This window comes from Variovorax sp. Varisp46 (genome assembly GCF_059491885.1).
On record NZ_CP168515.1, the window covers coordinates 767280 to 784993 of the forward strand.

A 17714-nucleotide genomic window follows, 5' to 3' on the forward strand; every position below is an offset into this window, starting at 1 on the left:
ACGCGTGTTGATGTTGCGCAGATCAAGGTATAGCCTCCCGCCGAGGCTTGATGGAGTCCCTTGTCGGTTGCTGCCATGGACTTCAGGTGAATGGCGCGGACTTGGTCATCCTACCCAGCTGCGGTGCTTCGGCGCCAAGCGCTCATCGGCTTCACCGAATACTCTGGCTGAAAAAGAAAAAACCTCCCAGTCTTTCGACGGGAGGTTTTTCTGTTTTGCGGAACACGTTCGGCGTTTGCGGAACAGTGCTCCTTAAGAAATAGCGCGGAAGCCGCGCAGTTTCCAGTGTTGGTGGTGGGCCCTGAGTGACTCGAACACTCGACCTACGGATTAAGAGTCCGCTGCTCTACCAACTGAGCTAAGAGCCCTTGCGTTGAAAACGTTTGGTGTTTTCTGGCAAGACCACGAGTATATCCCAGAATTTCTGCATGGCCAAAAAATTTGTGGCCGCAGCGTTAGGATTCACCACGCCCGAGAGGGTAGGGCCCTTCAACCAGGAGAATTTCGATGAACGATGCGAACACCACGCCCCATGTCTTGATCACCGGCGCCGCTGGCGCACTGGGCCGCGCCGTCGCTCAGCATTTCATCGACCAGGGCGCGCGCCTGGCGCTGGTCGACCACCATGCGGGCCGTCTTGCTGAAGTCTTTCCGGGCCTGGACAACTCGCAGCATCTCTTGCTGGCGGGCGACGTGACTTCCACCTCCGAGATGGCCGCCCTTGCGGAGCAGGCGCTCAAGTCCTTCGGCCGCATCGACGCACTGGTCCACATCGCGGGCGGATTCGAAATGGGCGAGGCGACGCATGCGCTCACGCGCGCGAGCTGGGACCGGATGATGAATCTCAACGCATGGTCGTTCGTCGCCGTGACGCAGGCGGTGCTGCCCTCGATGATCGCGCGCCGCGCCGGCAGCGTCATCGCCGTGACGGCGAAGGTCGCGGCACGCGGCGTGCCGGCCATGGCCGCGTACATCGCTTCGAAGAGTGCGCTGCAGCGTCTGGTGGAAGCCATGGCAGCCGAGGCTTCGCCGCACGGCGTCAACATCAACAGCGTGGCTCCCAGCGTGCTCGACACGCCAGCCAACCGGCAGGCGATGCCCGATGCGAACCCGGCCGACTGGGTGTCTACCTCGGTCGCGGCGCAGACCATTGGCTTCCTCGCATCGCCGGCGGCTGCGGCGCTGCATGGACAGCATCTGACGCTGGATACCTGAGCCGGAAAAAGAAAGGGCCCTGGCAGATGCCAAGGCCTTTTCTGTGTCGGTTGGTGGAGAGGAGGAGGATCGAACTCCCGACCTCCGCATTGCGAACGCGGCGCTCTCCCAGCTGAGCTACCCCCCCAACACAAGCCGAATTTTAACCAAAACTCCGTCTCGGCGCACGCTGGCGTGCCAAGATGCGCGCCTCGCAAAACACGGAGAAAAAGCGCATGGCCCCGTTCGATCCCGCCTGGCTGGAGGGCATGTACAACAACCTCGCACGGGTCAAGGACCACCCTGCCTACTTCGAGCGCTGGGCACGTGAATCCGCCGCGGTGCGCGAGGCCTTGCCCGCGCGGATCGACGTGCCATATGGCCAGGGCGTGAACGAAACGCTCGACATCTTTCCGGCACCCGTGCCCGACGCTCCCGTGCTGGTTTTCATCCACGGCGGCTACTGGCGCGCCATGGACAAGAAAGACCATTCCTTCATCGCGCCCGCGTTCAATGACCGCGGCATCTGCGTGGTCCAGCCCAACTACGCGCTGTGTCCCGGCACGCCGCGGCGGCCCGTCACGGTGCCCGGCATCCTGCTGCAGATGGTGCGTGCGCTCGAGTGGACATGGCGCCACGTCGCGGCCCATGGCGGCAATCCCTCGCGGATCACCGTCGCAGGCCATTCGGCTGGTGGGCACATGGCGGCGGCGCTGCTGGCCTGCGACTGGAAAGCGGTCGCCTCCGACCTGCCTGCGCAGCTCGTGCGCAATGCGCTGTCGATCTCGGGCCTCTACGACCTTCGCCCGCTGCAGCGCACGCCGTTCCTTGAAAACACACTGAAGCTGAGCGACGCGGACGCCCTGCGCGCCAGCCCCGCCCTGTGGCCAGCACCGAAACGTGGGCAGCTCTACGCAGTTGCAGGCGGCGAGGAGAGCGAGGAGTTCATCCGCCACAACGTGATGATCCGCGAGGCGTGGGGGCGCAACACCGTGCCGGTGTGCGAGGTGCTTCCAGGGCTCGACCACTTCGGCGTGGTCGATGCGCTCGCCGATCCGGCCCACGCGCTGCACCGGCACGCGGTGCAGTTGCTCGAGGCCTGACCGGCAGTGCCCGGGCTTACATCAACAGATGTTCGCCCGCGTTGTCTCCGCCCAGGGTGACGTAGTTGACCTTGCGGATGTCCATCAGCGCGCGCCCGCCCGCGTAGCTGATCGAGCTCTGCACGTCCTGCTCCATCTCGACCAGCGTGTCGGCCAGCTTGCCCTTGATGGGTTCGAGGATGCGCTTGCCCTCGACGTGCTTGTACTCGCCCTTGTTGAAGTCGCTGGCGGAGCCGTAGTACTCCTTGAACAGCGCGCCATCGACCTCGACCGTCTTGCCGGGTGACTCCTCGTGCCCCGCGAACAACGAACCAATCATGACCATCGACGCGCCGAAGCGCACGCTCTTGGCAATGTCGCCGTGGTCGCGGATGCCGCCGTCCGCAATGATCGGCTTGGTCGCGACGCGCGCGCACCACTTGAGCGCCGACAGCTGCCAGCCGCCCGTGCCGAAGCCGGTCTTGAGCTTGGTGATGCAGACCTTGCCCGGGCCGATGCCGACCTTGGTCGCGTCCGCGCCCCAGTTCTCGAGGTCGATCACCGCTTCGGGCGTGCCGACGTTGCCGGCAATCACGAAGGCCTTCGGCAGCTTTTGCTTGAGGTAGCCGATCATGTTCTTCACGCTGTCGGCGTGGCCGTGCGCGATGTCGATCGTGACGTACTCGGGCACGAGGCCTTGCGCCACCATCTGGTCGACGGTGTCGTAGTCGGGCTTCTTCACGCCGAGCGAGATGGACGCGAACACGCCCTTGCCTTGCATCTCCTTGACGAACTTCACGTTGTCGAGGTCGAAGCGGTGCATCACGTAGAAGTAGCCGTTCTGCGCCAGCCACAGGCAGATCGATTCGTCGACCACCGTTTTCATGTTGGCGGGCACCACCGGCAGGCGGAAGCTGCGCTCGCCCAGCGTCACGCTGGTGTCGCACTCGGAGCGGCTCTCCACGCGGCACTTGCGTGGGAGCAAAAGGATGTTGTCGTAATCGAAAATCTGCATGACCAGGCTCCTGAAAGGAATCGTTGAAAGGAACGAATGAGCGCTTGGTCCGGCCGGCTTTCGCGGTACGTTCTTGCAAGAAGACGCCCACAAAAAAACCGGGCGCAAGAATCTTGGGCCCGGTGATTGATTTTACGCGGCCTCGCAAAGGCAGGTCTTCCGATTCTTCATATAACCCGCATACGCAGTGGTTTCTACAATCGCAGGATGTTGTTTCACGATCCTGCGGCTGACGCCCACCCTCCAGCACTGCCGCTGCTCCAGAACCTGAACGCGGAGCAACTCGCCGCGGTCACGCTGCCCGAGGGCAACGCGCTGATCCTGGCCGGCGCCGGCTCCGGCAAGACGCGCGTGCTCACCACCCGCATCGCCTGGCTGCTGCAGACGGGGCAGGTCTCCCCCGGCGGCATCCTTGCCGTGACCTTCACCAACAAGGCCGCCAAGGAAATGATGACGCGCCTGACGGCGATGCTGCCCGTCAATGTGCGCGGCATGTGGATCGGCACTTTCCACGGCCTGTGCAACCGCCTGCTGCGCGCGCACTGGAAGCTGGCCAACCTGCCGTCGACTTTCCAGATCCTCGACACGCAGGACCAGCTCTCGGCCATCAAGCGCCTGATGAAGCAGTTCAATGTCGACGACGAGCGCTTCCCGGCCAAGCAGACGCAATGGTTCATCGCCGGCGCCAAGGAAGACGGCCTGCGCCCCGACGCCGTCGAAGTCCGCAGCGACGACGACCGCAAGAAGGTCGAGCTCTATCGCCTCTATGAAGAGCAATGCCAGCGCGAAGGCGTGGTCGACTTCGGCGAGCTCATGCTGCGCAGCTACGAGCTGCTGCGCGACAACGACCCGGTGCGCGAGCACTACCAGCGGCGCTTCCGCCACATCCTGATCGACGAGTTCCAGGACACCAACCGCCTGCAGTACGCGTGGATCAAGATGCTCGCGGGCAACACCGCCGCGGGCCAGTTCGAGCCGGGCCGCAACAGCGTGATCGCCGTGGGCGACGACGACCAGAGCATCTACGCCTTTCGCGGTGCGCGCGTGGGCAACATGACCGACTTCGTGCGCGAGTTCAACGTCACGCATCAGATCAAGCTGGAGCAGAACTACCGCAGCTACAGCAACATCCTCGACTCGGCCAACGAACTCATCAGCCACAACAAGAAGCGCCTCGGCAAGAACCTGCGCACCGACCAAGGCCCCGGCGAGCCGGTGCGCGTGTACGAATCGCCCACCGACCTCGCCGAGGCCCAGTGGATGGTCGAGGAAATGCGCCAGCTCGTGCGCGATGGCTTCGATCGGAAAGAGATGGCCGTGCTCTACCGCAGCAATGCGCAGAGCCGGGTGATCGAAACGGCGCTCTTCAATGCATCGGTGCCTTACCGCGTGTACGGCGGCCTGCGCTTCTTCGAGCGCGCCGAAATCAAGCATGCGCTGGCCTACCTGCGCCTGCTCGAGAACAAGGACGACGACACCAGCTTCCTGCGCGTGGTCAACTTCCCGCCGCGCGGCATCGGCGCGCGCACGCTCGAAACCCTGCAGGATGCGGCGCGCGCGGCCGGCCGTTCGCTGCACGATGCAGTGAGCGTGGTCGGCGGCAAGGCCGGCGCGAACCTCACGGGCTTCGTCGCCAAGATCGACGTGCTGCGCGAGCAGACCCAGGGTGTGAGCCTGCGCGAGATCATCGAGCTGGTGCTCGACCACAGCGGCCTCGTCGAGCACTACAAGGCCGACCGGGAAGGCGCCGACCGCATCGAGAATCTGGAGGAACTCGTGAACGCGGCAGAGAGCTTCGTCACGCAGGAAGGCTTCGGCCGCGACGCCGTGGCGCTGCCGGTCGACGAGCTGCGCCAGTCGCCCGCGAGCCAGGGCATCGACCTGACCCGCCCGGTGGTCGACGAGCCGCTCGCGCCCGACGCCGAAACCGGCGAGACCCTGAGCCCGCTGGCCGCCTTCCTTACGCACGCCGCCCTCGAATCGGGCGACAACCAGGCGCAGGCCGGGCAGGACGCGGTGCAGCTCATGACCGTGCATGCCGCCAAGGGCCTGGAGTTCGACTGCGTGTTCATCACCGGTATGGAAGAGGGCCTGTTCCCGCACGAGAACTCGATGAGCGACTTCGAGAGCCTCGAGGAAGAGCGCCGCCTGATGTACGTGGCGATCACGCGTGCCCGCAAGCGCCTTTACCTGAGCCATTCGCAGACGCGCATGCTGCACGGCCAGACCCGCTACAACGTCAAGAGCCGCTTCTTCGACGAGTTGCCCGAGGGCGCGCTCAAGTGGCTCACGCCCAAGAACCAGGGCTTCACGCCGTCGGCCTTCGGCTATGGCGGCGGCTACGCGAGCACGCGCGGCGGTGGTGGCGGCTACGGCGGTGGTTATGGCGGCGGCAGCAACAGCCGCGACAAGGAAACTTTTGCCAGCCCGCCCGTGCCGCCGCAGAAGACCGCGCCGTCGCACGGCCTGCGTTCAGGTATGCAGGTGTTCCACAACAAGTTCGGCGAAGGCACGGTGACCGCGCTCGAAGGCACGGGCGACGATGCGCGTGCGCAGGTCAAGTTCGCGCGGCATGGCGTGAAGTGGCTGGCGCTGTCGGTGGCCAAGCTCACGCCGATCTGAGCCGGCCGTCAAGGGGGCAGCAGCCGCTTGCGGCGCTCAGTCGGGCTTGAAGGTGTCGCGGAAGGTGAACCAGTTCGACGCCTGCGCCATGGCGGCGAGCGCCAGCAGCGTGCCGACCATCAACACGTTGCCGACGGCCATCGCGCCGGCATCCGAGCCCAGCGAGCCCACCCCGATCACGACGGTAGCGATCAGCGCCACGCAGGCTAGGCTGATCAGGACCACGCCGCACCACACGAGCCAGAACAGCGCGTAGGCGCTGAAATTCCGGAACATCGCCACCAGGCTGAAGAAGATGCTCTTCACCGGCTCCACCTTGTGCCAGTGAACGAGCGCGGGGGCATGCCACATCGCCGCGACCAGCGGCAGCGTGAGGCACAGCTGAAGCATGTTGGCCACCTGGAAGCGGCTGCTTTCCAGCACTTCCTTCGCAGGAGCTTCGCCGAGGAAGTAGCTGCGCACGAACTGGCCGCCATCGACAACGGCCGTCGCGAGCACCGTCAGGAAGAAATACACCGCGGAAATCAGGCCGAGCACCACCAGCGAACGCCATTCCGTCCGCATGGCACGCGCCACTGCCAGAAACATGAGCGCGCCGGTCGGTTTTTTCACGTCGCCCGTGGCGTTGCCGTTGCCGGACGCGGAATCGGCCACCGACGCTGCGACCATGAAGGCGAGCGTGGAAAACGGCAGCAGCATGAGCGGAAGGAACCTGCCGACCAGCGGCAGTTGCGACACGCTGGAAATCACCGCCATGAACAGAAGGAACAGCGAGACGAAGGCCAGCGGCTGCCGCCAGAAATTCCGGAGCCCGAGGCGGACCCATTCGACGCCGGTTCGCGCCGGCACGAGGTTGAGTTTCATGTGTGTGGATCAGGCAGCCAGCAGCGGCTCGAAGGCCTGTGCCATGGCATGCGGGTAGGTGGCGCGATCGCGCAGCACGCGTTCGAAGTGCGCGGGGTCATGGGGCTTGAGCATGCTCGCCTCGCGCGGCAGATGGAAGTCCCAGAGCCGGGAAATCCAGAAGCGCAGCGCGGCGGCGCGCAGCATTGCGGGCAGCAGGGCGCGTTCGGCGGCGTTCAGCGTTCGCACGGTTTCGTAGGCCGAGAGCAGCGCATCGGCGCGTCCGGCATCGTGCCGGCCGGTCGGCAGGTCGATGGCCCAGTCGTTCAGGCATACGGCCAGGTCGAACAGCCAGGTGTCGGTGCCGGCGAAGTAGAAGTCGAACACGCCGGTCAGGCGCGGTGCGGCACCGGCGTCGCCATCGGTCGCGAACATCACGTTGTCGCGGAACATGTCGGCATGCACCGGGCCGCGCTGCAGGGCCGCATAGGCCGACGATTCGGCGACGTGGTTCTGGTAGGCCAGTTCGGCGCGCAGCAGGGCAGCCTGCGGCTCTTCGATGTACGGCAGCACCACCGGCACCGTCTCGTTCCACCAGGGCAGGCCGCGCAGGTTCGGCTGGATGCGGGGGTAGTCGCGCCCCGCGAGGTGCATGCGTGCCAGCATCGCACCCAGTTCGGCGCAATGCGCCGCACCGGGCGCCAGTTCGCTGCGGCCCGAGAGTTTCTGCACCACCGCCGCGGGCTTGCCGGCCACGATGTGCAGCAGGTCGCAAGAGGCTTCGGCGGGTACGGGAGGCTGGCTTTTCCTGGGCTTCTCGGCGGCGACAGGCTCCGCCGCCGCCACAGGCGCAGGCACCGGCAGGCCGGCGGCCGCCAGGTGCTGCATCAGGCAAAGGTAGTAAGGGAGCTGCCCGGCGCTCAGGCGCTCGAACAGCGTCAGCACGAACTCGCCGGACTCGGTGGTCGCGAAGTAGTTGGTGTTCTCGATGCCGCCTTCGATGCCGCGCAGTTCGCGCAGCGGGCCCAGGCCCAGGCGTTGGACGAGCGCGTCTGCCTCGCCGAAACCGACTTCGGTGAAAACTGCCATGGCGGTACTCAGCGCCGGGTTGCTGGTTCGAAAACGGAAAGGGAAGAGCGCAGCACGGTCAGAACTTCATCACGTTCCAGACGCGGGGGCCGTTGGCGCCCGTTTCGGACGAGCCCTGGCGCCCCGTGGCGGCGTCGGCGGGCAGCACTTCGTAGCCCGGCACGTTCGACTTGGGCTTGACGTTGATGCTTTGCGTGCGGCCGCCGTAGCGGACTTCGTCGACCGATGCGCCGCTGTCCTCGGTGTGGATGTTCTCGACCTTCTGATTGCGCCGGCCCTCGGCTTTGGCCTGCTCCTGATTTTGTAGCGAATTGGCCGGAGCCGCCGCGGGGGCAGACGCGGGCTGCTGCGCCTGCACGGCGGCAAAGGGGGCTGCGAAAGCCAGCGCCAGCAGGATGCGGCGGGCGACCAGGAGTGTGGAGCTAGGCATGCATCGATTGTAGGCGCGGCCCCGATCCTTGGGCGTCGGCTGGAGCCTCGTGCCGTCGTGGTTCGGAGCGCTGCTGCGGGCACGGCAAAATGGCCCGATGACCGACAAGAAAACGCTGCTGCTCGTCGATGGCTCGAGCTATCTCTACCGCGCCTTCCACGCCATGCCCGATCTGCGGGCCGTGCCCGGCGACTCCAAGAGCCCGGCGACCGGCGCCATCCGGGGAATGATCAACATGATGACCGCGCTGCGCCGCGAGGTGCGCGCGGACTACGCGGCCTGCATCTTCGATGCGCCCGGCAAGACCTTCCGCGACGACTGGTACCCCGAGTACAAGGCCAATCGCTCGCCGATGCCCGACGACCTGCGCAGCCAGATCGACCCCATCCACGAGGTGGTGAAGCTGCTCGGCTGGCCCGTGCTCAGCGTGCCCGACGTGGAGGCCGACGACGTCATCGGCACGCTCGCCAAGATCGCCGCCGCGCAGGGTGTCGAGGTGATCGTGTCCAGCGGCGACAAGGACCTGAGCCAGCTGGTCGACGAGCACATCACCATCATCGACACGATGAACGGCAAGAAGCGCGACGTGGCGGGCGTGACGGCGGAGTTCGGCGTGCCGCCGAACCTGATGATCGACTACCAGACGCTGGTCGGCGATTCGGTCGACAACGTGCCCGGCGTCGAGAAGGTCGGCCCCAAGACGGCGGCCAAGTGGCTGCTCGAATACGGCTCGCTCGATGCACTGATCGAACGGTCCACCGAGGTCAAGGGCGCGGCCGGTGAAAACCTGCGCAAGGCGCTCGACAAGCTGCCGCTGAGCAGGCGCCTCGTCACCATTCGCACCGACTGCGACCTCGATGGCCACGTTGTCGGCCTTCCGTCGCTGGACGGGCTGCCCGTGGGGGCGCCGCAGACCGCCGAGCTCAAGCCCTTCTACGAGAAGTTCGGCTTCAAGAGCCTGGTCAAGGCGCTCGAAGCGCAGGAAGTGCCGCCCGAGCTGATCGAGGAGAGCCTCAAGAAGAAGGCTGCCTCCCGGGCCGATAGCGACCAGGGCGGCCTGTTCGACGAACCCTCCGGGCTCGAAGCTCTGGAGGCCGCTTCCCCCGCAAGCAACCTCAAGTACGACACGATCACGACCTGGGCGCAGTTCGACGCCTGGCTCGCGAAGCTCGAAGCCGCCGAACTCGCGGCCATCGACACCGAAACCACTTCGCTCGACGAGATGGTCGCGCAGATCGTCGGCGTGAGCTTCAGCGTCACGCCCGGCGAAGCGGCCTACATCCCGCTGACCCACAACTACCCCGATGCGCCGGAGCAGCTGCCCATCGACGAGGTGCTCGCCAGGCTCAAGCCCTGGCTCGAGAACGGCGCGAAGAAGAAGCTCGGCCAGCACATCAAGTACGACCGCCATGTGTTCGCCAACCACGGCATCGAGGTGCAGGGCTATGCGCACGACACCATGCTGCAGAGCTATGTGCTCGAAGTGCACAAGCCGCACGGCCTCTCCAGCCTGGCCGAGCGCCACCTCGGCCGCAGCGGCATTTCGTACGAAGACCTGTGCGGCAAGGGCGCGCACCAGATCCCGTTCAGCCAGGTCGACATCGCCAAGGCCGCCGAGTATTCGTGCGAGGACAGCGACCAGACGCTCGACGTGCACAACACGCTGTGGCCCCAGCTGGAGAGGAACGAAAAGCTGCGCTTCGTCTACCAGCTCGAAATGGATTCGAGCGAGGCGCTCTACCGCGTCGAGCGCAACGGCGTGCTGATCGACGCACCCACGCTCGCCGCACAGAGCCACGAACTCGGCACGCGCATCATGGCGCTCGAGCAGGAGGCCTACGACATCGCGGGCCAGCCCTTCAACCTCGGTTCCCCCAAGCAGATCGGCGAGATCTTCTTCACCAAGCTGGGCCTGCCCGTGGTCAAGAAGACGCCGAGCGGCGCACCCAGCACCGACGAGGAAGTGCTCGAGAAACTGGCCGAGGATTACCCGCTGCCGGCCAAGATCCTCGAGCACCGCGGCCTGTCGAAGCTCAAGGGCACCTACACCGACAAGCTCGGCCAGCTCGCCAACCCGCGCACCGGCCGCGTGCACACGCACTACGCGCAGGCCGTGGCCGTAACGGGCCGCCTGAGCAGCAACGACCCCAACCTGCAGAACATCCCGATCCGCACGCCCGAAGGCCGCCGCGTGCGCGAGGCCTTCGTGGCGCCCGCCGGCAGCGTGATCGCCAGCGCCGACTACTCGCAGATCGAGCTGCGCATCATGGCCCACATCAGCGGCGACGAGTCGCTGCTGCGCGCCTTCACCGAAGGCATCGACGTGCACCGCGCCACGGCCGCGGAGGTGTTCGGCTCCACGCCAGACCAGGTGTCGAGCGAGCAGCGCCGCTATGCCAAGGTCATCAACTTCGGGCTGATCTACGGCATGAGCAGCTTCGGCCTGGCAAAGAACCTCGGCATCGAGACCAAGGCCGCGGCCTCATACATCGAGCGCTACTTCGCGCGCTACCCGGGCGTGAAGGCCTACATGGACGAGACCAAGGCGCTCGCCAAGGAGCAGGGCTATGTGGAAACCGTGTTCGGCCGCCGCCTGTACCTGCCCGAGATCAACTCGCCCAACGGCCCGCGTCGCGGCGGCGCCGAGCGCGCGGCCATCAATGCGCCGATGCAGGGCACGGCGGCCGACCTCATCAAGCTCAGCATGGTGAAGGTACAGAACGTGCTTGACGAAGAGAAGCGCGGCACCAGGATGATCATGCAGGTGCACGACGAACTGGTGTTCGAAGTACCCGAGGCGGAGATCGAATGGGTGCGCACCGAAATCCCTCGTCTCATGGCCGGCGTGGCCGCGCTGAAGGTACCGCTGCTGGCCGAGATCGGCGTCGGTCCCAACTGGGACAAGGCGCATTGAGGCGTACTGAAAAAGAGACAACGAAGGAAGCACACAAGCACATGAAATTCCCGCATCGCCAATTCCTGCTCGCCGCCGCCTGCGCGGCCTTCCTGGGCTGCGCCTTTGCCGCGCCCGACGCCCGCATCGCCGCGCTCGCCGCCAAGGAAAAGCCCGCGCTGCTCGACACGCTCAAGGAGCTGGTCTCCATCGAATCGGGCAGTCGCGACCTCGACGGGCTCGAGAAGATCTCCGACCTCGTCGCCGCGAAGTTCAAGGCGCTGGGCGGCGAGGTCGAACTGATCGATCCGAGCGCCGAGGCCTACCGCATGGAAGACACGCCCGAGAAGATCGGCCGCGTGGTGCGCGCCACCTTCAAGGGCACGGGCAAGAAGAAGATCCTGCTGATCGCGCACATGGACACGGTCTACACCGTGGGCATGCTCGACAAGCAGCCGTTCCGCATCGAAGGCGACAAGGCCTACGGCCTGGGCATTGCCGACGACAAGCAGGGCGTGGCGGTCATCACGCACATCGTGTCGATGCTGCAGGCAATGAAATTCAAGGAGTACGGCACGCTCACCGTGCTGATCAACGGCGACGAGGAAATCAGTTCGCCCGGCGCGCGCGCGCTCATCACGCGCATGGGCGCCGAGCACGATGCGGTGCTGTCCTTCGAAGGCGCCTATGTGAAGGAAGACAAGCTTTCGCTCGCCACGGCGGGCATCGCCTCGGTCACGCTGCACGTCACGGGCAAGGCCTCGCACGCGGGCTCGGCACCCGAGCTGGGCGTGAACGCGCTGTACGAGCTGTCGCACCAGATCCTGCAGATGCGCGACCTGTCCGATCCGGCCACCGGACTGAAGATGAACTGGACCATCTCCAAGTCGGGCAGCAACCGCAATGTGATTCCGGCCAGCGCCACAGCGGGTGCCGATGTGCGCGTGCTGAAGGTCAGCGACTACGACCGCATCGAGCAGCAGGTGAACGAGCGCGTGAAGAAGCAGCTCATTCCCGAGGCCAAGGTCGAGCTGAAGTTCGAGCGCCGCCGTCCGCCGCTCGAAGCCACCGACGCCTCGCGCGCCCTGGCCCGCCATGCGCAGCAGATCTACAAGGACGAGCTCGGCCGGCCGCTGGGCGCCGACGACAAGGCCGCCGGCGGCGGCACCGACGCGGCCTTCGCGGCGCTGAAGACCAAGGCGCCCGTCATCGAGCGCTTCGGCCTGCAGGGCTTCGGCGCGCACTCGGCCGATGCCGAATACGTGCTGATCGATTCGATCGAACCGCGCCTGTACCTCGGCACCCGCATGGTCATGGATATCGCGCGCGCGAAATGAACCCGCCCCCAGTCTTCGCGCACTTCGTGTCGCTTCGCCCACCCCCTGCAGGGGGCAACACCGGTGGCCCGGCGAAGCCGGTTCCACGGTGCTTCGCGAACAAGTCATCGAGCCGCTGATTCAGCATGCGCCTGCGTCACATCGAGGTCTTCAACGCGATCATGCTCACGGGCAGCGTGAGCGCGGCCGCGCGGCTCATCAACATCACGCAACCGGCGGTCAGCCGCACGCTGCAGCATGCCGAGCTGCAACTGGGCTTTCCGCTGTTCCAGCGCGCCAAGGGCCGGCTCACGCCGACCACCGAGGCCCTCACGCTGTACCCGCACATCGAGCGGCTGTTCGCGCAGCTCGACGAGGTGCAGCGGCTGGCGGCCAACCTGCGCACCGCGGGCGACACGGGCGAGTTGCGCATCCTCAGCGTGCTGGCGCTGAGCTACGACATCCTGCCGCGCGCGCTCAAGGCGTTTCGCGAAAAGCATCCGGGCTATGCGATCACCGTCGAGTCGCTGCACTCGCCGCAGATCATGTCGGCGCTGCTGCTGCAGGAGGCCGATGTGGGCTTCGCCTTCAGCCCCGCCGTGCATCCCTCGCTCACGCAGGAGACGCTGGCCGACAGCCGCATGGTGTGCGTCGCGCCCAAGGGCATGCTGCCGCGCGCGCTGGTGCGCAACGGGTCGGTGGCGCTGCACGACCTCGTCAACCGCCCGGTGATCGGCCTCGACAGCCGCGACCCCGTCGGCACCAGCCTGAGCCAGGCCTGCCGGCAGGCGGGCGTGGGCTTCCAGCAGGCGGTGGTCACGGTGCAGACCTATCACGCGGCGCTGGCCATGGCGCACCATGGCATCGGTGTGGCGCTGGTCGATGGCTGCACGGCGCGCTCGGCGGACCGCGAGAAGGTCGACGTGCTGACGCTGGAGCCGCATATTCCGGTGCCGATTCGCGCGCTGCGCTTCGCGGCACGGCCCGATTCGGTGGCGGTGCGCGGCATCACCCGCTGCATGCAGCAGGCGATTCAGGAAAACATCTAGCTCAGGCCTGCAAGTCCTGTGCGATCTGCAGCGCCGAGCCGAACGCCAGCGTGAACCCCAGCGCGCCATGGCCCGTGTTGAACAGCATGTTCGACGGTGCGCTCGGCAGCCGCCCGATGATCGGCAGCCCCGTCGGCGTGGCGGGCCGCATGCCCGTCCAGGGATGCAGTTCTTCCAGCCGGCTCGCATGCGGAAAGAGGGCGCGGGTTGCGGCTGACAGCGTCTCGATGCGCGTGGCCGGAATGCTCGCGTCGTGTCCCACGAGCTCGGCCATGCCCGCCACGCGCAGGCGTGAGCCGATGCGCGCGAACACCACCTTGCGTGCGCTGTCGGTCACGTTCACATGCGGGGCGGCGCCGGGCGCCGGATCGACGTCGACCGTGATGCTGTAGCCCTTGAGCGGGTACACCGGCAGGTAGGCGCCGAGTGCGCGGCCGAGCTTGTGCGAGGCCGAGCCCAGCGCCATCACGAAAGCATCGGCTTCCACGTCGCCGTTGCTGGTCCGTGCCGCGGCGATGCGGTCTTCGCTGCGCGCAAAGCCGCTCACGTCGGCGCCGAGCATGAAACGCACGCCGCGCGCACTCAGTGCGCGCATCAGCTCGGCGCACACCTTGAGGCAGTCGGCTGCACATTCGCTCGGCGTGTAGACGGCGCCCGCCATCTGGCCGCGGTAGCCGGCGAGCGCGGGCTCGATGGCGATGCATTCGTCGGGCGTCACCAACCGCTGTTCGCTGCCCATGGCACGCTGCAGTTCAAGCTGCGCGCGTGCACCCTCGAGCGACGCCGAGTTGCCGTACAGCACCAGTTTCCCGGTGGCCGAGAAATCGCAGTCGGGCGCGATGTCGGCCTGCATCGCCTCGAACCCGGTGCGGCTCGATGCGGCCAGCGCCAGCAGCCTGGCCGTCGTGTCGCGCGACGTCTGTGCGTTGCAGGCGGCAAGAAAGGCCATGCCCCAGCGCCACTGCAGCGGATCGAGTTGCGGCCGCAGCTTCAGCGGCGAGGTGGGCGACAGCAGCAGCTTGGGCAACTGCTTCCAGATCGACGGATCGGCCAGCGGCTGCACGTACGAATAGCTGAGCTGCGCGCCGTTGCCGCCGCTTGCACCTGCGCCGGGGCCGGCACGGTCGATCACGGTGACCTGATGGCCCTGGCGTTCGAGCTGCCAGGCGGTGGCCAGGCCCACGATGCCGGCACCGAGCACACACACATGCATGGAGGCAACTTTCCGGAGGTTGAGATCAGAGCCAAGACTGTAGGAGGACGCGGCCCCAGCCGGAAATGCCAAAAGAAGCCTCGCCCATAACCTTTGGGCATGGGTCGGATTTCAATTGGAATTGTCGTTTTGCGTCACTCCTTCCTACACTGGCCGCCTGTTCAATCCAACCGAATGAGGGCTCGAATGAAACTTTCCGTCCTGATGGCTTCGATGGCCGCTGCGGTGCTTTTCACCGCCACGGGCGCGCAGGCCGCCGACACGCTCGCCAAGATCGCCGAGTCCGGCAAGATCACGCTCGCCTACCGCGAGTCGTCGGTGCCCTTCAGCTATCTCGATGGCCCCAACAAGCCGATCGGGTTTTCGGTGGAGCTCTCCAACGCTGTGGTCGAAGCAGTGAAGAAGAAGCTGAACAAGCCCAACCTGCAGGTCGCGCTGATGCCCGTCACTTCGCAAAACCGCATTCCGCTGATCACCAACGGCACCGTCGACCTGGAGTGCGGCTCCACCACCAACAACTCCGCACGCGGCAAGGACGTGGCCTTTGCCATCAATCACTTCTATACCGGTACGCGCCTGCTGGTGAAGAAGTCCTCGAAGATCAAGGACTACGCCGACCTCGCGAAGAAGACCGTGGCGAGCACCACCGGCACCACCAACGCGCTGGTCATGCGCAAGTACAACACCGAGAAGAACCTCGGCATGGACATCGTGCTCGGCAAGGACCACGCCGATTCGTTCCTGCTGGTGGAAAGCGACCGCGCCGTGGCCTTCGCCATGGACGACATCCTGCTGTTCGGCCTGATCGCCAATTCCAAGACGCCGGCCGACTTCGAGGTGGTGGGCGAGCCGCTGCAGGTCGAGCCCTATGCCTGCATGCTGCCCAAGGACGACCCGGCCTTCAAGAAGCTGGTGGACGACACCTTCGCCGGCATGATGAAGAGCGGCGAGTTCGAGAAGCTCTACAACAAGTGGTTCATGCAGCCGATCCCGCCGAAGAACGTGCCGCTGAACCTGCCGATGAGCCCGCAGCTGAAGGAAAACCTGAAGGCCCTCAGCGACAAGCCCGCTACTTGAGCTCGCCCCCAGGCTGCGCGCACTTCGTGCCGCTTTGCCAACCCCCTACCGGGGGCAATACCAGCTGCCCGGCAAAGCCGGTTCCGCGGTATTCCTGAAAAGAGAAAGATCATGGCTTCGACGAACGTTGTAGGCATCTTGGGGGGCATGGGCCCCGCGGCGGGCGCCGACTTCGTGCGGCTCTTCGTGCAGGCCTGCGCGCAGCAGATGCGCTCGCGCGGCGAGCCGGTGCGCGACCAGGCCTTTCCCGAGCACTGGCTCGCGCAGGTGCCGGTGCCCGACCGCACCGACGCGCTGGCTTCGGCCGAGCAGGGCGCGCATCAGCCGCTCGAACCGATGCTGCAGGCGCTGGGCCGCCTGGCCGCGCTGGGCAGCAGGGCCGTCGCCATTGCATGCAACACCGCGCATGCCTGGCACGCCAACCTGCAGGAGCGTTTTCCGCAGGTCGAGCTGCTGCACATGGCGCGCGAAACGGCGCGCCACGTGGCCGAGCAGGGCGCGGCCGGCGTGGCGCTGATGGCCACCGAAGGCACCTACCGCGTGCGGCTCTACGAACAGGCGCTGGCCGACGCGGGCCTGGGCTGCCACGTGCCGCTGCCCGAGGAGCGCCGGACCATCATGCGGGGCATCTTCGACGGCGTGAAGGCCGGCAACATGCCGCTCGCCGAGCAGTGCTTCTCCGAGGTGGCCCTGAAGCTCGCCGAACGCCACGGCCCCGTCACCATCATCATGGGCTGCACCGAGGTGCCGCTGGGGCTGCAAGGCTCTGCGGCCGTGGCCGGGCTGGACCTGGTCGATCCCGCGCAGGTGCTGGCCGCTGCGCTGGCGCGCCGGGCGTACGCGTCGCACCAACCCCACTGAATTTCAGGGCTTGGAGGGGCAGGGCCGATTTCGCCTACATTGCGGCGTGCGTTTTCCATGGCGCCACGCCTCATTGTTCGACGATTCAACTGGAGCCCTTCCCATGTCCCTCGACGACAGCCGTTCCGACTTCGATTCGCTTCGCCCCGGCGAGAGCACCGGGCAGGGCGCCACGCGCCGCACCGCGCTCAAGGCCGCCATCGGCGTGGGCTACGCGGCTGCCGTGTTGCCGGTGATGGCGCAGACCGCCATCAGCACCACGGCCGAAGGCCTGAAGGCCGGCCCCATCAAGTACACCGTCAACGGCTTCGAGGTGCCCGCCTACGCGGCCGCGCCAGAAGGTAAGACCGGCCTGCCGGTGATCCTGGTGATCCAGGAAATCTTCGGCGTGCACGAGTACATCGCCGACACCTGCCGCCGCTTCGCCCAACTCGGCTACATGGCCATCGCTCCCGAGCTGTATGCGCGCCAGGGCGACCCGCGCGGTTACACCGACATTCCGAAGCTGCAGGCCGACATCGTCACCAAGGTGCCCGACGCGCAGGTCATGGCCGACCTCGACGGCGCGCTGGCCTATGCCAAGGCCAACGGCGGCGACACCGGCAAGGCCGGCATCACCGGCTTCTGCTGGGGCGGTCGCATCGTCTGGCTCTATGCCGCCACCGGCAAGGTCAAGGCGGGCGTGGCCTGGTACGGCCGGCTGGCCGGGCAGGCCAGCGTACTGACGCCGAAGCACCCGATCGACATCGCCGCCGGCCTGCAGGCGCCGGTGCTCGGCCTGTACGGTGGAAAAGACCAGGGCATCCCTCTTGACACGGTTGATAAGATGAAAGCAGCTCTGGCCACCGGAACCCCGGCGGCCAAGGCGTCGAGCTTCGTCGTGTATCCCGAAGCAGGCCATGCATTCCACGCCGACTACCGCCCGAGCTATGTCAAGAGCGCGGCGGAAGACGGCTGGCAACGCGCCACGGCCTGGTTCAAAGCCAATGGCGTCGCCTGAAGACGGCGCCTTGTAGCCACCCCGCCGAAG

General features: G+C 66.3%; 14 protein-coding genes and 2 tRNA genes. 9 read left to right on the plus strand and 7 right to left on the minus strand.

Translation table 11 applies throughout. The features are described 5' to 3' along the window. Positions 1-292 precede the first annotated feature (292 nt). A tRNA-Lys gene (locus ACEN9N_RS03545) sits at positions 293-368 on the minus strand. A gap of 139 nt (positions 369-507) precedes the next feature. Here ACEN9N_RS03545 and ACEN9N_RS03550 point away from each other — a divergent pair. After that, on the plus strand, positions 508-1215 hold the full coding sequence (locus tag ACEN9N_RS03550) for an SDR family NAD(P)-dependent oxidoreductase (protein WP_007831205.1): 708 nt from the start codon (positions 508-510) through the stop codon (positions 1213-1215). A gap of 51 nt (positions 1216-1266) precedes the next feature. Here ACEN9N_RS03550 and ACEN9N_RS03555 read toward each other — a convergent pair. Continuing rightward, positions 1267-1342 (minus strand) — tRNA-Ala (locus tag ACEN9N_RS03555). An 88-nt stretch (positions 1343-1430) separates the two neighbouring features. On the opposite strand from ACEN9N_RS03555, the gene ACEN9N_RS03560 reads away from it, so the two are divergent. After that, positions 1431-2297: an alpha/beta hydrolase gene (locus ACEN9N_RS03560; protein ID WP_495655366.1), complete on the plus strand. Its 867-nt coding sequence runs from the start codon at positions 1431-1433 to the stop codon at positions 2295-2297. A gap of 16 nt (positions 2298-2313) precedes the next feature. On the opposite strand, the gene ACEN9N_RS03565 is transcribed toward ACEN9N_RS03560, so the two are convergent. Next, a complete protein-coding gene (locus tag ACEN9N_RS03565; RefSeq protein WP_007831202.1) occupies positions 2314-3291 on the minus strand; it encodes a GMP reductase in 978 nt (325 codons plus the stop codon). Positions 3292-3498: 207 nt separating this feature from the next. Between ACEN9N_RS03565 and ACEN9N_RS03570 the strand changes: the two genes are divergently transcribed. Continuing rightward, positions 3499-5913 (plus strand): UvrD-helicase domain-containing protein, encoded by a 2415-nt coding sequence (locus tag ACEN9N_RS03570; RefSeq protein ID WP_478178599.1) that lies wholly within the window; start codon positions 3499-3501, stop codon positions 5911-5913. Positions 5914-5949: 36 nt separating this feature from the next. On the opposite strand, the gene ACEN9N_RS03575 is transcribed toward ACEN9N_RS03570, so the two are convergent. The 3 genes from ACEN9N_RS03575 to ACEN9N_RS03585 are packed head-to-tail and all read right to left on the minus strand — an operon-like array spanning position 5950 to position 8275. After that, the gene (locus tag ACEN9N_RS03575; protein ID WP_007831200.1) at positions 5950-6777 is read right to left on the minus strand and encodes a BPSS1780 family membrane protein; all 828 of its coding nucleotides are present in this window, start codon (positions 6775-6777) and stop codon (positions 5950-5952) included. A gap of 9 nt (positions 6778-6786) precedes the next feature. Continuing rightward, positions 6787-7845, minus strand: coding sequence for a homoserine kinase (locus tag ACEN9N_RS03580; RefSeq protein WP_495655367.1), 1059 nt, complete (start codon positions 7843-7845; stop codon positions 6787-6789). Between the two features lie 58 nt (positions 7846-7903). Continuing rightward, entirely contained in the window at positions 7904-8275 is a 372-nt protein-coding gene (locus ACEN9N_RS03585; RefSeq protein ID WP_413313410.1) for a hypothetical protein, read from the minus strand. A gap of 97 nt (positions 8276-8372) precedes the next feature. Here ACEN9N_RS03585 and polA point away from each other — a divergent pair, with 97 nt between their 5' ends. The 3 genes from polA to ACEN9N_RS03600 all read left to right on the plus strand — a co-directional run bounded on the left by polA (position 8373) and on the right by ACEN9N_RS03600 (position 13533). Beyond that, the gene (gene polA / locus ACEN9N_RS03590; protein ID WP_007831197.1) at positions 8373-11189 is read left to right on the plus strand and encodes a DNA polymerase I; all 2817 of its coding nucleotides are present in this window, start codon (positions 8373-8375) and stop codon (positions 11187-11189) included. A gap of 41 nt (positions 11190-11230) precedes the next feature. Then, the gene (locus ACEN9N_RS03595; protein WP_413331355.1) at positions 11231-12505 is read left to right on the plus strand and encodes a M20/M25/M40 family metallo-hydrolase; all 1275 of its coding nucleotides are present in this window, start codon (positions 11231-11233) and stop codon (positions 12503-12505) included. Between the two features lie 125 nt (positions 12506-12630). Continuing rightward, complete coding sequence (locus tag ACEN9N_RS03600) at positions 12631-13533, plus strand: LysR family transcriptional regulator (RefSeq protein WP_007831195.1); 903 nt, start codon at positions 12631-12633, stop codon at positions 13531-13533. Position 13534: 1 nt separating this feature from the next. On the opposite strand, the gene ACEN9N_RS03605 is transcribed toward ACEN9N_RS03600, so the two are convergent. Continuing rightward, a complete protein-coding gene (locus ACEN9N_RS03605) occupies positions 13535-14746 on the minus strand; it encodes a D-amino acid dehydrogenase (protein ID WP_413313405.1) in 1212 nt (403 codons plus the stop codon). Positions 14747-14932: 186 nt separating this feature from the next. On the opposite strand from ACEN9N_RS03605, the gene ACEN9N_RS03610 reads away from it, so the two are divergent. The 3 genes from ACEN9N_RS03610 to ACEN9N_RS03620 all read left to right on the plus strand — a co-directional run bounded on the left by ACEN9N_RS03610 (position 14933) and on the right by ACEN9N_RS03620 (position 17684). Continuing rightward, positions 14933-15823: a transporter substrate-binding domain-containing protein gene (locus ACEN9N_RS03610; protein ID WP_007831192.1), complete on the plus strand. Its 891-nt coding sequence runs from the start codon at positions 14933-14935 to the stop codon at positions 15821-15823. Positions 15824-15934: 111 nt separating this feature from the next. Continuing rightward, entirely contained in the window at positions 15935-16684 is a 750-nt protein-coding gene (locus ACEN9N_RS03615) for an aspartate/glutamate racemase family protein (protein ID WP_413313404.1), read from the plus strand. Between the two features lie 103 nt (positions 16685-16787). Then, a complete protein-coding gene (locus ACEN9N_RS03620) occupies positions 16788-17684 on the plus strand; it encodes a dienelactone hydrolase family protein (RefSeq protein ID WP_495655368.1) in 897 nt (298 codons plus the stop codon). Positions 17685-17714 lie beyond the last annotated feature (30 nt).

Bases quoted from the DNA above. Each gene is read 5' to 3' on its own strand.
- ACEN9N_RS03550 (WP_007831205.1), top strand. From the start codon at position 508: ATGAACGATGCGAACACCACGCCCCATGTCTTGATCACCGGCGCCGCT.
- ACEN9N_RS03560 (WP_495655366.1), top strand. From the start codon at position 1,431: ATGGCCCCGTTCGATCCCGCCTGGCTGGAGGGCATGTACAACAACCTC.
- ACEN9N_RS03565 (WP_007831202.1), bottom strand. From the start codon at position 3,291: ATGCAGATTTTCGATTACGACAACATCCTTTTGCTCCCACGCAAGTGC.
- ACEN9N_RS03570 (WP_478178599.1), top strand. From the start codon at position 3,499: ATGTTGTTTCACGATCCTGCGGCTGACGCCCACCCTCCAGCACTGCCG.
- ACEN9N_RS03575 (WP_007831200.1), bottom strand. From the start codon at position 6,777: ATGAAACTCAACCTCGTGCCGGCGCGAACCGGCGTCGAATGGGTCCGC.
- ACEN9N_RS03580 (WP_495655367.1), bottom strand. From the start codon at position 7,845: ATGGCAGTTTTCACCGAAGTCGGTTTCGGCGAGGCAGACGCGCTCGTC.
- ACEN9N_RS03585 (WP_413313410.1), bottom strand. From the start codon at position 8,275: ATGCCTAGCTCCACACTCCTGGTCGCCCGCCGCATCCTGCTGGCGCTG.
- polA (WP_007831197.1), top strand. From the start codon at position 8,373: ATGACCGACAAGAAAACGCTGCTGCTCGTCGATGGCTCGAGCTATCTC.
- ACEN9N_RS03595 (WP_413331355.1), top strand. From the start codon at position 11,231: ATGAAATTCCCGCATCGCCAATTCCTGCTCGCCGCCGCCTGCGCGGCC.
- ACEN9N_RS03600 (WP_007831195.1), top strand. From the start codon at position 12,631: ATGCGCCTGCGTCACATCGAGGTCTTCAACGCGATCATGCTCACGGGC.
- ACEN9N_RS03605 (WP_413313405.1), bottom strand. From the start codon at position 14,746: ATGCATGTGTGTGTGCTCGGTGCCGGCATCGTGGGCCTGGCCACCGCC.
- ACEN9N_RS03610 (WP_007831192.1), top strand. From the start codon at position 14,933: ATGAAACTTTCCGTCCTGATGGCTTCGATGGCCGCTGCGGTGCTTTTC.
- ACEN9N_RS03615 (WP_413313404.1), top strand. From the start codon at position 15,935: ATGGCTTCGACGAACGTTGTAGGCATCTTGGGGGGCATGGGCCCCGCG.
- ACEN9N_RS03620 (WP_495655368.1), top strand. From the start codon at position 16,788: ATGTCCCTCGACGACAGCCGTTCCGACTTCGATTCGCTTCGCCCCGGC.